Source organism: Kribbella sp. NBC_00889 (assembly GCF_045207705.1).
Taxonomy (GTDB): Bacteria; Actinomycetota; Actinomycetes; order Propionibacteriales; family Kribbellaceae; genus Kribbella.
In genome coordinates, this window is record NZ_CP108783.1 from 937,815 (window position 1) to 952,219 (window position 14,405).

General features: G+C 69.2%; 16 protein-coding genes. 4 read left to right on the plus strand and 12 right to left on the minus strand.

Features of this window, described 5'->3' with window-relative positions; translation table 11 throughout:
* Positions 1 to 2: 2 nt before the first annotated feature.
* Positions 3 to 1,115 carry an oleate hydratase gene (locus tag OG817_RS04745; protein ID WP_406052396.1) on the minus strand — a complete coding sequence of 371 codons (1,113 nt, stop codon included), beginning with the start codon at positions 1,113 to 1,115 and terminating at the stop codon, positions 3 to 5.
* Between OG817_RS04745 and OG817_RS04750 the strand changes: the two genes are divergently transcribed.
* Positions 1,114 to 2,007, plus strand: a complete 894-nt coding sequence (locus OG817_RS04750) for a LysR family transcriptional regulator (RefSeq protein ID WP_360446482.1) — start codon at positions 1,114 to 1,116, stop codon at positions 2,005 to 2,007. The two genes, OG817_RS04745 and OG817_RS04750, sit on opposite strands and share 2 nt — an antisense overlap.
* On the opposite strand, the gene OG817_RS04755 is transcribed toward OG817_RS04750, so the two are convergent.
* Both OG817_RS04755 and OG817_RS04760 read right to left on the minus strand, forming a co-directional pair.
* A complete protein-coding gene (locus OG817_RS04755; protein WP_406052398.1) occupies positions 2,004 to 2,747 on the minus strand; it encodes an SDR family NAD(P)-dependent oxidoreductase in 744 nt (247 codons plus the stop codon). The genes OG817_RS04750 and OG817_RS04755 overlap by 4 nt on opposite strands.
* Complete coding sequence (locus OG817_RS04760; protein ID WP_406052399.1) at positions 2,744 to 3,523, minus strand: VOC family protein; 780 nt, start codon at positions 3,521 to 3,523, stop codon at positions 2,744 to 2,746. Before OG817_RS04760 ends, OG817_RS04755 begins: the two co-directional genes overlap by 4 nt.
* On the opposite strand from OG817_RS04760, the gene OG817_RS04765 reads away from it, so the two are divergent.
* Positions 3,522 to 3,740 (plus strand): substrate-binding domain-containing protein, encoded by a 219-nt coding sequence (locus tag OG817_RS04765; RefSeq protein ID WP_406052400.1) that lies wholly within the window; start codon positions 3,522 to 3,524, stop codon positions 3,738 to 3,740. The genes OG817_RS04760 and OG817_RS04765 overlap by 2 nt on opposite strands.
* Here OG817_RS04765 and OG817_RS04770 read toward each other — a convergent pair.
* From OG817_RS04770 to OG817_RS04810, 9 genes are all read right to left on the minus strand, one after another.
* Complete coding sequence (locus OG817_RS04770) at positions 3,730 to 4,212, minus strand: 2,4'-dihydroxyacetophenone dioxygenase family protein (RefSeq protein WP_393395433.1); 483 nt, start codon at positions 4,210 to 4,212, stop codon at positions 3,730 to 3,732. The two genes, OG817_RS04765 and OG817_RS04770, sit on opposite strands and share 11 nt — an antisense overlap.
* Before the next feature lie 11 nt (positions 4,213 to 4,223).
* A complete protein-coding gene (locus tag OG817_RS04775; RefSeq protein ID WP_406052402.1) occupies positions 4,224 to 4,901 on the minus strand; it encodes an SDR family NAD(P)-dependent oxidoreductase in 678 nt (225 codons plus the stop codon).
* Positions 4,902 to 5,007: 106 nt separating this feature from the next.
* Positions 5,008 to 6,159, minus strand: coding sequence for a N(5)-(carboxyethyl)ornithine synthase (locus OG817_RS04780; RefSeq protein ID WP_396393751.1), 1,152 nt, complete (start codon positions 6,157 to 6,159; stop codon positions 5,008 to 5,010).
* A gap of 51 nt (positions 6,160 to 6,210) precedes the next feature.
* Complete coding sequence (locus OG817_RS04785; RefSeq protein ID WP_406052404.1) at positions 6,211 to 6,909, minus strand: hypothetical protein; 699 nt, start codon at positions 6,907 to 6,909, stop codon at positions 6,211 to 6,213.
* A gap of 87 nt (positions 6,910 to 6,996) precedes the next feature.
* Positions 6,997 to 7,731 (minus strand): hypothetical protein, encoded by a 735-nt coding sequence (locus tag OG817_RS04790; protein ID WP_406052405.1) that lies wholly within the window; start codon positions 7,729 to 7,731, stop codon positions 6,997 to 6,999.
* Positions 7,732 to 7,808: 77 nt separating this feature from the next.
* A complete protein-coding gene (locus OG817_RS04795) occupies positions 7,809 to 9,335 on the minus strand; it encodes a precorrin-2 C(20)-methyltransferase (RefSeq protein WP_406052407.1) in 1,527 nt (508 codons plus the stop codon).
* Positions 9,332 to 9,967 (minus strand): precorrin-8X methylmutase, encoded by a 636-nt coding sequence (locus tag OG817_RS04800; RefSeq protein WP_406052409.1) that lies wholly within the window; start codon positions 9,965 to 9,967, stop codon positions 9,332 to 9,334. Before OG817_RS04800 ends, OG817_RS04795 begins: the two co-directional genes overlap by 4 nt.
* On the minus strand, positions 9,961 to 11,064 hold the full coding sequence (locus OG817_RS04805; RefSeq protein ID WP_406052411.1) for a precorrin-3B synthase: 1,104 nt from the start codon (positions 11,062 to 11,064) through the stop codon (positions 9,961 to 9,963). Before OG817_RS04805 ends, OG817_RS04800 begins: the two co-directional genes overlap by 7 nt.
* Positions 11,065 to 11,074: 10 nt before the next feature.
* Positions 11,075 to 12,238: an MFS transporter gene (locus OG817_RS04810; RefSeq protein WP_406052412.1), complete on the minus strand. Its 1,164-nt coding sequence runs from the start codon at positions 12,236 to 12,238 to the stop codon at positions 11,075 to 11,077.
* Between the two features lie 145 nt (positions 12,239 to 12,383).
* Between OG817_RS04810 and OG817_RS04815 the strand changes: the two genes are divergently transcribed.
* Positions 12,384 to 12,866: a MarR family winged helix-turn-helix transcriptional regulator gene (locus tag OG817_RS04815; protein WP_406052414.1), complete on the plus strand. Its 483-nt coding sequence runs from the start codon at positions 12,384 to 12,386 to the stop codon at positions 12,864 to 12,866.
* 97 nt (positions 12,867 to 12,963) lie between these two features.
* Positions 12,964 to 14,394 (plus strand): MFS transporter, encoded by a 1,431-nt coding sequence (locus OG817_RS04820; protein ID WP_406052416.1) that lies wholly within the window; start codon positions 12,964 to 12,966, stop codon positions 14,392 to 14,394.
* Positions 14,395 to 14,405 lie beyond the last annotated feature (11 nt).

The following is a 14,405-nucleotide window of genomic DNA, read 5'->3' on the forward strand; positions in this document are numbered from 1 at the left end:
GTTCAGGCGGCGGCTGGTTTCAGGAGGGTGCGGAGGGAGCGGGCTGCGGTGAAACCGGCTCGGTTGGCGCCGATCGTGCTGGCGGACGGGCCGTAGCCGACGAGGTGGACTCGGGGTTCGAGGACTGTGTGGGTGCCGTCCATGCGGATTCCGCCGGAGGGTTCGCGGAGGTGGAGCGGGGCGAGGTGGGCCAGGTCCGCGCGGAAGCCGGTGGCCCACAGGATTGCGTCGACGTCCAACCGTCGCCCGTCCGCCCAGTCGACGCCGGTGGAGGTGATGCGGGTGAACATGGGGAGGCGGGTGTAGACGCCGCGCTCCAACGCAGCCTGCTCCTGCTCCCGGAGGTGGAGGCCGGTCACGCTGACGACGCTTCGTGGGGGGAGGCCGGCGCGAACGCGTTCCTCGACCTTGGCCACGACCTTTCGCCCGTACTCCGGGTTGAAGTCCTCACCGGTCCGCCACTCCGGCGGCCGTCGGGTCACCCAGGTAGTCGTCGCGACCTCGGAGATCTCAGCGAGCAACTGCACCGCCGACGCGCCACCGCCAACGACGAGGACATGCTGCCCCGCAAACTCAGCCGCCCCGCGGTAGTCCGCCGTGTGCAACTGCCGTCCACGAAAGCTCTCGATCCCCGGATACCAAGGAATGAACGGCCGATTCCACGTCCCCGTCGCGTTCACCACAGCGTCCGCACGATAGGTGTCAGTAGACGTCCGCACCTCGAACAGCCCGTCCACCTTCCGCACGCTCTCAACGCTGACAGGCCGTACGACGGGCAACCCGAACCGCTTCTCGTAGTCCGCGAAATACCCCGGCACGAACTCATTGGCACGGGCATCGGAAGCACTCGGCGGCACCGGCACCCCGGGCAGATTCGCGATCCCGTGGACGTCGTACATGGTCAACGAGTCCCACCGGTGCTGCCACGCTCCACCGGGCGCCGGATTCCGGTCGAGTACGACGACCTCGTCGTACGGCGTGAATCCCATCCGGACCAGATGGTAGGCAGCCGACAGTCCGGCCTGCCCGGCGCCGATCACCACCACCTCGACCTCTCGCACCTCACGTCCAACGTCCCGGCCGGGCGGCGTCTTCCCGGCTAGCGTTTGTGGCATGGATCTCACCGCCGCGTACGGCTTCCGGATGGACTGGATCGTGAGCTTCGTCGCGGTGGCCCGCCACGGCGGCTTCTCCGCTGCGGGCAAGGCGGTGTTCCGCGGCCAGTCCCGGATCAGTGAGCACGTCGCCGAGCTGGAGCGCGCTCTCGGCGTCCAGCTGTTCGACCGCACGGCTCACCCGGCGCGCCTCACCCCGGAAGGACGGGCTCTGGTACCGCACGCCGAGGAGATTCTTCGCCGCCTCAACGACCTGGCGTCCGCCGGGGGAGAGGTTCGCTTCGGCACGTACCCGAGCGCCGCGGCGTGGCTCTTCCCGCAGGTCGCGCAGCGCCTCCCGGCAGAGGTTCGGCTGCATCTGGTCGAGGGGCCGAGCATCGAGCTCGAGGGCGCGCTCGGCCGGGGCGAGGTGGACCTGGCGATCCGCCCGGTGCATCCGCTGGTCGCCTCGGAGTCGCTGGACCACGAGGTCCTCTGGACCGAGCCGCTGGTCGCCGTGTTCCAGCAAGGCCATCCGCTGGCCTCCGCGGAGTCGGTCGGGCTCGACCAGTTGGCGAACCTGCCGCTGATCTCCATCGGGGAGACCTCCGGTGGACGCCAGTTCGAGTCACACCTGGCCTTCGCGTCCGCCGGGCTCAATCCCGAGAGTGTCTACCGCACCAACCAACCCCAGACGCTGCTCTCGCTGGTCCGCCACGGCTTGGGCACCGGGGTCACCAACGCGCTCGCCGTCACCACCGCGAACCTCACTGGCGTACGCCTGGTCCCGATCAGGGACGCGGGAGTCGAACGGCAGGTAGCAATCTTCGTGCACCGCGACCGGCCGCGGACTCCCGCGCTGGAGCAGGTCATCACGGCGGTCCAGGCCGTGCAACCTCCGACCTGGCCCTAGGGCAGAGTGGCCTCACACAGCTCCAGGCAGCGCGTGAGCAGCGCGTCCTGCAGGTCAACGTCGTACGCCTGTGGGTTGACCTCGATCGCCTTGCGGTCCTGGAAGAACGTGCCGGTGACGAGCGCTTCCGGATCGTCCGACGCCGCCAGCCAGGCGGGGGTATCGGCGCCCTGGGCAACGGTCAGCGGCGCGGCGTAGCCGCTCGTCTTCGTGCTCACCCACCCGGGATGGGCCGCGTTCGACAGCACGTCCGGCCACCGCCGGGCCACCGCGAAGGCCAGCGCGGTCATCGCCAGCTTGGAGTCGGCGTACGCCGCGTCCTGCGTCCACTCGTCCTCGTGCTGAAGGTCGTCGAGGCGAATCCGGCCGCGGGAGATCGAGTCCGAGCTGACGAACACGATCCGCCGCGGTTTCGGCAACGACGCCGTCAGCAGCAGCGGCGCCAGCGCGTTGATCTGAAACGTCTGCTCCAAACCGTCCTCGGTCACCGGCCGGCTCTCGTCCTTGGAACCCCATCCCGCGTTGTGTACGACGACATCCGGCGCCCCGAGCCGCAGTACGTCGGCCGCCATCTCACGCGTCGACCGCAGTGACGACAGCTCACCGACCACGAACCCAGCACCGCCGCCGCGTTCCGCGCTTCGTGCGTGCCGGATCACCTCGTGGCCCTGCGCGTCGAGGACCCAGGCGATCTCCGCTCCGATCCCGTCGTTCGATCCGGTGACCAGAATGCGGCTCACCGTGAGCCTCCCATCGTGACAGGCACCCCATCGGGTGCTACCAGTTGCTGGTCACCCGGCGCATCGAGGACCAGCCGGCGCGGCCCGAGAACAGCAGGACCGGCAGCCGACAGCTCGTTCGGCACGATCGGTACGTCGAAGCTGAACACCTCGAGCACCGCCGGACCGGCCTGCAGATACGTCATCAGGAACCCCCGTGGATCCCCGTGATGCCTGATCTCGCCGATCACCTCGAACCCGAACCGGTCGCGCCAGAAGTCCAGTGCGGCCGGCAGGTCCGACACCGTCACCGCAACATGATCGAACCGTGGCTCCTCACCGGGGACCTGTGCGGCCTCGGCCGCCGCGAGCACCGGCGACGAGATCCGTTCGTAGCTCAGATTGCCCTGGATGAACTCCAGCCGCGCACCGTCAGGGTCGAGGAAGAACGCGATCCGTACGTCGCCGAGTACGTCGAGGGGCTGCGACAGCACGGTCACCCCGGCGTCCTCCAGCCGCTTGATCTGCCGGTCGACCCCGGCCACCTTCATCCCGAGGTGCCGGATCCCGCCCTGCAGATCGTCGTTCACCCAACCGCCTTGGTTGCCGTCGGCCCCGACCTCGACGAGCTCGAGGACCACGGTGCCGTGGCCGAGCAACCGTCTGCGGTCGGCCGGTCGCGGAGCGTCCGGCATCGGCCGGAAACCCAGCAGGGCTTGGTAGAAGTCGAGGGAACGGTCGAGATCGCGGCAGCCGATCTCGACCCGGCGCAGTCCGGGAGGCAGCGATGCGGGCATGGCAGGGAGAGGTCGGCGGGTCCCGGAGGAAGTGGCCGTCGGCGGGTTCGACGACTCCCGGATCGCGCGGGAGTCGGACCCGCCGCTGACCACGATCCGGCAACCGCTCGAGCTGGTCGCCCGGGAGATGGTGGAGGTGCTGTTGCGCCGGATCGACGGGACCGACGACGGTCCCCGCATCCTGCCGACCGAGCTCGTCGTCCGGGCTAGCGGATGAACTGGTCCACGTAGTCGGCGCCGAGGCCGTTCGCGCCGTAGTGGTCGCGGCACAGCTGGATCTTGGTGAACGTGTCCTCGTAGCCGGTCTGGTTGCCGGCCTCGTCGACGTAGATCATCGCGCCGGAGATGTTGAAGAACGTGATCATCTCGGTGCAGTCCTCCGGCACCCGCAGCGTGTGGATCTCGCCCGGCGGCTCGTACACGAACGACCCGGTCTCCGCGACCCACTCGTGCTCGTCGTACTGCCACTTGCCCTTGATCACGTAGCCGAAGACCGCGCTCGGATGCCGGTGCCGGGACACGATGCCGGCCCGGGTCACCTTGAGCAGGTTGCACCACTGGCCGGTGACCGTGTTCAGCATCAGCGGCCGGAACCACACCCCGGGCGCCTGCTGAACCCACAACCGGTCGTCGTCGGGCACCGCGGGTACGGCGATCTCCGCCGGAACACCTGCTGAAACCGGGATCATCGACTGCTCCTTCACATGCTCTGATAGCCGCCGTCCACGGGCAGGACGGCGCCGGTGACGAACCCCGCGTCCGGGCCGGCCAGGAAGGCGATCGCCCCGGCGACCTCCTCGGGCTTTCCCCAGCGGGCCATCGGCGTACGGGAGATGATCCGGTCGGCGGCGGCCGGATCGGCTTGCAGTGCGGCGGTCAGGTCCGTGGCGATCCAGCCGGGTGCGACCGCGTTCACCCGGATGCCGTCGGCCGCCCAGGCGACCGCGAGGGACTTGGTCAGCTGGACGATGCCGCCCTTGCTGGCGCTGTACGCCGGAACGAGTGGACCACCGAAGTAGCTCAGCATCGAGGCGAGGTTGACGATGCAGCCGCGGCTCGCGGCGAGCAGGTCGTGCGCGGCTTCGGACGCCCGCAGCGCGCCGGTCAGGTTGATCTCGAGGACCTCCCGGAACACGTCGGGCTGGTGCTCGTCGCCACGGCGGATGATGCCGGCCGCGTTCACCAGGATGTCCAGCCGGTCGAGCGAACCGATCAGCTGCTCGAGTGCGCCTGGCTCACGCAGGTCGACCTCCACCTCGGCCGGACCGGCATCAAGACCTGCGGCGACGACCTGCAGCCCGTCGGCGCTGAGTCGGCGTACCGTCGCCGCGCCGATCCCGCTGGTGCCTCCGACGACGAGAGCGGTGCGAGCGGACATGCAGCTCAGCTTCGTGGCCGCTCGTGCAGGCGGCAAGAAGTACCCGTGCTCCGGATCGGCCCGATCCGGAGCACGGGCCGGTCAAGGCTCGTCCGAATGCCCGGAATCAGAGCCGTGGGTGGGGATAGTCGGGGGAGCGGTGCTGGAAGGTGAGGATGCCGGGATTGCGGATGACGCCGGCCTCGATCTCGATCGCGGGGCCGAGGGTGGCGTCGGCGTGCCAGGCGGCGGGGCCGCCGAGCACCGGGCGGAGGAAGGGCAGCACGGCCTCGCTGATCTCCCAGGTCGCCGAGTTCCACAGGTACGACGGGCTGTGGTCGACGCCGTAGTACGTGATGTGGTCACCGACCACGAATGTCGGATCGCCGAACCCGGTCGGCCGGGCCCAGCTGAACCCCATGCCTAGGTCGCACGAGACGTCGACGATCAGGCTGCCCGGCGCGAACTGCTCCAGATCCTCCTCGACCAGGAACGTCAGCGGGGCGTCGGGATCCTGCAGCACGCAGTTCACGACCACGTCGTGCTCGGCCAGGAATCCGGCCAGGGGCACTCTGCCCTCGTCGGTCAGCGCGTGGCTGAGGCGCGGGTCGTCGTTCTCGGGGTCGTCGTGGTCGAACTGGATGATCCGGGCCGAGTGGATCGGCGAACCGACCGCGGTCACGCCTCGCCCGGTCAGGACGTCGACGTCGTGCACGCCGTGCGCGTTCAAGGCGGTGACGGCTCCCCGGGCGGTCGCGCCGAACCCGATCACCACCGCCCGCAGCCGGCGCCCGTAGTCGCCGGTCGAGCCGATCAGCTCGAGCGCGTGCAGCACGGAGCAGTAGCCGGCGAGCTCGTTGTTCTTGTGGAACACGTGCAGGCTGAACCGGCCGTCGGCGGTCCAGTGGTTCATGGCCTCGAACGCGATCAGCGTGAGTTCGCGGTCGATCGCGAGCTGGGTGACCTTGTCATCCTGGACGCAGTGCGGCCAGCCCCAGAGCACCTGTCCGGTCCGGAGCTCGGCGAGATCCTCAGGCTGCGGCTTGGGCAGCAGTACGACGTCGGCGACAGCGATCAGTTCGTCCCGGTCGACGACCCCGGCGACGGACTTGGCCAACTGCTCGTCGGAGATCCCGAACCGCTCGCCGTACCCGGACTCGAGGACGATGCGCCGCCGCAGCTCTTCGTCGATCCGGTCGAAGTGGTGCGGATGGATCGGCAGCCGGTACTCGTTCTCTTTGCGGGAACGGCCGATGACGCCGAGCGTTGACTGGTCCACGAGGGCCCCTTTGGTTACGGCCTGTTGTAGCACAGACCGGCCGGAGGCCGTTCAGTCGACGCTGCTGTCGATGCGGCGGTGGTAGCGCTGGCCGGCCTTGCCACCGATCAACGCGGCGAGCAGCGTCACCACGACAGCCGCCACGACCGCGATCACTCCACCGGTGGTCAGGGTCTCGTTCGCAATCGGCACCGACGGCAGGTCCACCCGGTCCAGTACGTCGTACTGCGAACCGGCCAGCGCGGCGATCGCCGCGACGACGACCGTCACCAGGAAACCGATCAGCCAGACGCCGAAGCCCTGCCGCGCACCGTCGAAGCGGGCCAGCCGGCCGGCGACGTACCCACCGTTGTAGTAGGCGATCGCGAGGATCAGCAGCAGGACCGCGCCGGACGCGATGCCGATGGTGCCGGCGTCGGACTCGGCCGCGTTCCAGTCGATGGTGGTCGCGTAGTCGACCGCAGCCGCGACCGCGCCGACGATCCCGGTCAGCAGCGCGATCAGCCCGATCGCGACCAGCCAGCCGAAGAAGGCCGAACCGCCCTTGAAGCCCCGGTACGCCGGGTCCACCTCGGTCGCGGCGGACGTCCGGATGTTCGCCCTGTGCAGCGGCTGCGTGTCCCGGTCGTTGTCAACGTCGTCGTCGACGTGGCCCACCGGCCGCGAGTCATGGTCGTGCTCGCCTCGGCGCAGCGAACGCGTCTCGTCGACCTGCTGAGTGTCAGTGTCGTCCCGATACTGCTGGACCATGGTCAGTTCTCCTCACCAGACAGGCCCCGTGTCGCCCCATCCGGTACCCCTCAGGGGCGTCGACCATGCGTGGTGAGTCAGTGACCGTCAGTCCAGCAGGGTGTCGATCTTGTCGTGGTAGCGCTGGCCGGCCTTGCCGCCGAGGATCGCGAACAGCAGCGCGAGGACGACGAGGGTCGCGGCGGCGACGATCCCGCCCATGGCCAGGGTGTCGTTGGACAGCGCCACGTCCGGCCGGTTCAGATCGTCGAGCCAGCCGTACTGACTGTTTCCGAAGGCCCCGGCACCGGCCGCGAGCACCGAGAACAGCAGGGCGAGCATCCACACCCCGAAGCCCTGCCTGCCGCCGTCGAACCGCGCCATCCGGCCGGCGACGTACCCGCCGGTGAAGAACGCCAGGGTCACCATCAGTACGACGACCGACGCTGCGGTGATGCCCGCGGCCCCCGGCTGAGCCTCGGCGTCAGCGCGGGAGTAGTCCAGGACCTCCGCCGTACCGACCGCCGCGGCGGCCGCGGCCGCGAGCAGCAGTACCGACATCGCGATGGAGATCAACCAGCCGAAGAAGGCAGCGCCGAACTTGAAGCCGCGGTAGGCGAGCAGGTCCGGGTCGGTGATGGGCTCGGTGGTGGCCGTTGGTAACGGCATTTGGGTCGGGACGATCGTGACGTTGCTCATCGCACGGTGCGCCGCGGCGCGTGCCTCCTCGTAGCGCTGGGTGGTGGTCGCGTCCGAGTCGGGCGCGGCCGAACCGGGGGCAGTCATGGTGGCGGCGTCGCCGGTGTACTGCACTGTGGCGGTGTCGCCGTACTGCTGAGCCATCTCCGCTTCTCCTCACTGGTCAGCCTCGCGCCAGACCTACCCAACGGAGTCTGGTCCGACACTGCCGGAGGGCGGATTTAACCGGCCCCTGGTGTGGGCTCACTGTCCGTCGCCGGGTATCGGCGGGGAGTGAAGACCAGGGGTCCGGCCGGGCGGGGCACGGTGCGGGTCTGGGACGACCCGATCAGTAACAGGCAGCGCATGTCAACCTGCTCGGGGTCCAGTTCGGCCAGCGTTGTCACGGTGATCGACTCCCCGGGACCGCCCACATCCCGGCCGACGACGACCGTCGTACTGGGCGAACGGTGTTCGAGCAGCAGGTCGCGGGTGGCGCCGACCTGCCAGGTCCGGGACTTCGACGCTGGGTTGTAGATCGCGATCACCAGGTCTGCCGCGGCGGCCGCGGTCAGCCGCCCGGCGATCACGTCCCACGGCTTCAACCGGTCCGACAGCGACAGCACGCAGAAGTCGTGCCCGAGCGGTGCGCCCACCCGGCTCGCGACGGCCTGCGCCGCGGTCATCCCGGGCAGGATGCCTACGGCGATGTCGGCGTACTCCGGCTCGGACGCGACCTCGGTGACCGCACTGGCCATGGCGAACACGCCGGGATCACCGGACGAGACCACAACCACCTTCGAGCCCTTCCGGGCCAGATCGAGGGCGAACGCGGCCCGCTCGGACTCGACCCGGTTGTCCGACCCATGCTTGCGCTGACGAGCGCGGTCCGGCAGCCGGTCGACGTACGGGCCGTAGCCGATCAGGTCGTCGGCACTCGCGATCGCCGCCCGGACCTCGGGCGTCATCCACTCCGGCCCGGCCGGACCCAGTCCGACCACGGTGACGGATCCGTCCGTGGCGGTCTTGGGTGCCGGCGCGGTGAAGGTGTTGTTGATCGGACTCGGGAGCAGCGCGAGCGAGAAGTACGGCACGCTCTCGGGATCCACCTCGGCCAGGGGAGCCGTGCGTTGCGCCTCCGTCGTCGCACGTTCGACATACCAGGCCTCGTCGGCGCGCCCGGCCAGCTCGAACGCCTCCCGCACGTTGTCGAACGTGCGGCCGAGCTTCATCACCGCGGCCGCATCCGTGTTCCGGAGCCGATCCGCGAGTACGTCGGGCGGCAGCGTGCCCGGCAGCACGGTGAGGATCTCGTCCCGCTCACACAAGGGTCGCCCGAGTACGGCGGCCGCCGCGCTCACCGACGTCACGCCGGGAACCACCTCGCACGGATACCGGTCGGCGAGCCGCTTGTGCATGTGCATATAGGACCCGTAGAACAACGGATCGCCCTCAGCCAGTACGACGACGTCCCGGCCGGCGTCGAGATGCGCAGCCAGCCGGGCCGCGCAGTCGGTGTAGAAATCGTCCATCGCACCCTGGTAGCCGCCGGGGTGATCGGTCGTCTCGGTGGTCAGCGGGTAGACCAGGTGCTCCTCGAGCTGGCCGTCCCGCAGGTACGGCGCCGCGACCGAGCGCGCGATGCTGCGGCCATGCCGCGCGCTGTGGAACGCGATCACGTCGGCGGCCCCGATCAACCGGGCTGCCTTGACCGTGACCAGTTCGGGGTCGCCCGGGCCGAGCCCGACGCCCCACAGTCTGCCTGTCACTCTTCCTCGCTTGCGATGGCGTTGACGGCGGCCGCCGTGATCGCGCTTCCGCCTCGGCGGCCGCGGACGACGAGGTACTCCAGGCCGAGGTCGTTCGCCGCCAGCGCGTCCTTGGATTCGGCGGCACCGATGAAACCGACCGGGATGCCGAGGATCGCGGCCGGTCGCGGCGCGCCGTCCTCGAGCAGCTCGAGCAGCCGGAACAGCGTGGTCGGCGCGTTGCCGATGGCAACGACAGAACCGGCCAGGTGGTCGTGCCAGAGATCGACGGCCGCAGCGCTGCGGGTGGTCTGCAGCTGTTGGGCCAGTTCCGGGACACCCGGCTCGCTCAGCGTGCAGATGACCTGGTTGTCCGCGGGCAGGCGCCGCCGGGTGATGCCGGCTGCCACCATCTGCGCGTCGCACAGGATCGGTGCGCCGTTCTGGAGTGCGGTCCGGGCGTTCTTGACCACGTTCGGCGACCAGGCCAGGTCAGCGACCAGGTCGGTCATTCCACAGGCGTGGATCATCCGGACCGCCACCTGTGCGACGTCGGCCGGGAGGTCGCCGAGCGCCGCTTCCGCCCGGATCGTCGCGAACGACCGCCGGTAGATCTCCGCGCCGTCGCGCACGTACTCGAACCCGCTCACCACGTCCCCATCCGCTCACCGTCGATCACATATCCGTTGCCCACAGCAAGTACGTCGACGAACTCGCCGGCCGGCTTGCCACAGCGCCGCTCACAGCCGGACCAGTGCATCGGCCGCTCGTGCCGCGGCAGCCGTGGCGTCACCCGCTCGGCGTCGGCCCGTACATCTGCCAGCGCCTTCGCACACCCAGGCTGCCCCGCACACGCTGTCACACCGTTCCAGGCCGATTCAGGATCTGTGACCAAACCAACCCCATCCAACCCCGCACCAGCCTCCGCCGGCACCACGACGGACCGCCAAGGAGTCACCCTCAAGTCCTGACCCAGGTGGGCGAGCACCGCGGACTGTTCCTGGCTGAGGCTCCCAAGTGGCACAGTCACCACCAGCGCCGTTCCATGCTTGCCTGCCCCGACTGTGGTCACAGCAGTCGGCAGCTCTTCCGTAGCCTGCAACCCCAGGCGGTCGAGGATCCGCTCCTCACCACACTCGAGCTCCGCGATCCGCCACTCCTGCCCCTCACGCTCCTGCAGGAACGCCTCAGCCGCTGCGACCATCACCTCAGCCACATCACTCCAGCCCACCCGCACACCGCGAGCGCCAAGGCTCAACAGCCCTTCACGCTCATCCACCGCCCGCACGAACACATCCGCCCGCACCCCGGCCAGATCCCCGCGCCCGTCATCCAGCGCGAACAGGAACCGCCCCGGCAGCTCAGCCAACCCAGGCCGGGCACACAGCTCCCGGTCCACCGCAGCCGCCACCAGCAGAACGTCGTACCGGCTCTCCTGGTCCAGACCGGAGAGCGGCGACGCCAGAATGTTCCGCACGCGCTCATGCGGCATTGACGGCAACAGTCCGGCCTCGAACAACCGCTGAGACAGCTCCACCGGCGCATCAGGCGCGAGTCCGCGGATCTGCACGTTCGCCCGCGACGTCAGCTCGAGCCGCCCGTCCCCGAGGTCCGCAGCGGCCGTCCGCAGTACGTCGAACTGGTCGGAACGGACCACGCCACCCGGCAGGCGAACGCGGGCAAGTCCTCCGTCGGCAGCCTGGTGCACCGCCAGCACACCCGGGCACCGATCCGTCTGAGTCCTCGACACAACCGGGATGCTACGTCCCCGCCTCCTGTGCTCTGGACCACAGCAGCACTCCGGCGGTCAGCGCCGCGCACACCCCGCCCGCGACCATGACGGTCGACACCGACCAGGCGTCCACCACCAGACCGCCCAGCAGCGCACCGGTGGAGAGCACGGCCTGGAACGAACCGGTGAACAGGACGGTCGCCGCCTCCCGCGAGGCCGGTGCAGCCTTGGCGAACATGTTCATCGAGCAGACCGGCACACCGCCGTACCCGATGCCCCACACGATCAGCAGGGCCAGGGCTCCCGCCGTACTGCGACCCAGGACCGGCAACAGGAGGGTCGCGGTGGCGATGCAGGCGGCGCATCCGGCGAAGGTGAGGTGGACGCTGCGAGCGACCGCCGTACCCGCGATGAGGTTGCCGACCAGGCCGGCTGCGCCGTACACCAGCAGGAACACCCCGATCAGCTCCGGTCGGACGTCCTCGCGGAGGAAGGGCGTCACGTAGGTGTAGGTGGCGAAGTGCGCCGTCACGACCATGCACGTGACGACGATCGCGCCCTTGCTCCGACGGAGCGCATCCCGGAGTACGACGAGCCTGGTCACCTGCAGCGGCGGTAGCGGCGGCACGGTGAGGTAGAGAGCAGTGAGCGCCACCAGCGACAGCACTCCGAGCACGGCGAACGACGTACGCCAGCCGGCCAGCTCACCCAGGACCGTGCCCGCCGGTACGCCGACGACCGAGCCGAGGGGGACTGCGGAGAAGATGACTGCGGTTGCGCGGACGGTCCACCGTTCTGGGACGAGTCGCGCGGCCAGACCGGCGCCGATCGACCAGAAGCCGCCGACCGTCAGGCCGACGAGGAAGCGGGCCAGCAGTTCGATCCAGTAGACCGGCGCGGCCGCGGCGAGGAAGCCGGCGACCGCCAGCAGAACCATCAGTGCGCACAGCATCAGCCGCCGGTCCAGCCGAGCGGTGGCGACTGTGATCACCGGCGCCGCGACGCCCGCGACCAGGCCGGGCATGGTCATCAGCCAGCCGGTGCGTCCGGGCGTGAGTGAGAAGGTGGACCCGATCGGGGTGAGCAGTCCGATCGGCAGGATCTCGGTGGTGGTGATGGTGAAAATCCCCAACGTCACCGCTACAACCGCGAACCACCGGACCCCCGCCACCCGCGTCTCAACAACAGTCATGCCCACCACCCAACCGCCCACCCACTCCCCACACTCGCGACTTCACGACACCGCCCTGCACGTCGCATTCCCGCTACCAAGCCGACGGAGAATGATCGGCACGAGATGATCTGGCAGTAGATAATCCCGCGTTACCCTGGAGGTTATGGCGAAGACCCCAGCCCGTACGGTTCCCGACCTCACCGGCTACCTCACGCATGCCGGTCATGTGCTCGAGACGCAGTTGTCCGCTGCCCTCGCAGAGATCGGACTGACGGTGCGGATGCAGTGCGTACTGCGGCACGCCCTGGAGGAGGAGCGCACCCAGATCCAGATCGCCGAACTGGCCTACATGGACAAGACCACGATGGTCGTCACCGTCGACGCGCTCGAAGAGGCCGGGTACGCCGAACGCAAACCCTCCGCCACCGACCGCCGCGCGCGCATCATCGCGGTCACCCCGGCCGGCGCCAAGATCGCCGCCGAGGGGCAGCGCATCGTCGACCGGGTCCACGCCGACGTCCTCGAGGCCCTCACCGCAAGCGAACGCAAACCCTTCGTCGACGCGCTCGTCGACCTGGTCGACGGCCACCTGTCCGTCCCGGTGGAAGCGGTATCGGTCCGCCGCGCCCGGCAACGAACAAGGTAGTCCACACTGCGAGGTAGTCCACCAAAAGATCGTCTAGTACGGAACTATCTGCTACCGTCGTACTTGTTCTGCTTCGAGCTGGGCAAGGAGATGGGTGATGGCAGTGGAAACGGCGGTTCAGGCGGGGCGTCCGGTGGCGGCCGGACGGACGAAAGCCCTGCTGGTGTTGTGCGTCATGCAGTTGATGATCATCCTCGACGGCACCGTGGTGACGGTCGCGTTGCCGACGATCCAGAGTGATCTCGGGTTCTCCCAGGCCGGCCTCGCGTGGGTGATGAACTCGTACCTGATCGCCTTCGCGGGACTACTCCTGCTGGCCGGGCGGATCGGGGACCTGATCGGGAGCAAGCGGGTCTTCCTGGCCGGACTCGGCCTGTTCACGGCAGCGTCCTTGCTGTGCGGTACGGCGGGCAGCGCGGAGGTGCTGATCGCGGGCCGGTTCCTGCAGGGAGTCGGCGGAGCGCTCGCCTCGGCGGTGATTCTCGGCATGATCGTCGGCCTCTACCCGGCCCCGGGCGAGCAGGCACGCGCGATGGGGGTCTACAGCTTCACCTCGGCCAGTGGTGCGTCGATCGGTCTGATCCTGGGCGGTGTGATCACCCAGACCGTCGGCTGGCACTGGTCCTTCCTCATCAACGTGCCGATCGGCCTCGTCTCGCTCGCGTTCGCCGTACGGCTCCTGCAAGGAGAGAAGGGGCTCGGTCTCACCAAGGGCGCCGACGTACTCGGCGCGGTCCTGGTCACCGCGGGGCTGTCGCTCGCCGTCTACACGATCGTCCAGACCGCCGAGCCGCACGCGGAGCTCACGCGCACACTCGTCCTGGCCGCCGCGGCGGTCCTGCTCCTGGCCGCGTTCGTACTCCGTCAGGCCCGGAGCACGAATCCGCTGCTGCCACTGCACATCTTCCGCAAGCGCCAGACCACGGTCGCCAACGTCGTAGTCGTCCTGCTGTTCGCGGCCGGCTTCGGTTTCCAGTTCACCACCGCGCTCTATGTGCAGCGGGTCCTGGGGTACGACTCTCTCACCACCGGCCTGGCCTTCCTTCCGGCGCCGATCATGAACGCGCTGATGTCGCTGTCGATCGCGCCACGTCTGACCGTCCGTTTCGGCCCACGCACCATGCTGACCGCCGGACTGACAGCCTTCCTGGCCGCTCTGCTCTGGATCAGCCAGGCACCGGTCGATGGTTCGTACGTCGTCAATGTCGCACCCGTCCTGGCGGTGATGGGAGCCGGCATCGGCCTGGCCATCCCGGCAGCGATCATGCTCGCGATGTCGGGCGCCGAAGCGGGCGACGCCGGACTGGCCTCCGGGCTCAACAACACCGCACAGCAGGCCGGTGCCGCGGTGGGGACCGCCGTACTGGCGACTCTGGCCGCGTCCACCACGACCAGCCGGCTGGCTGACGGTGCGAGCGACGTACTGGCGCTACGGGACGGCTACGGAGTCGCTTGGCTCGCCGCGGCGGCCTTCGTCCTCGGTGCGCTCGTGCTGTCGACCACTCTGCTGAGGGCTCCGCGGAACTGACCGGCCGTTAC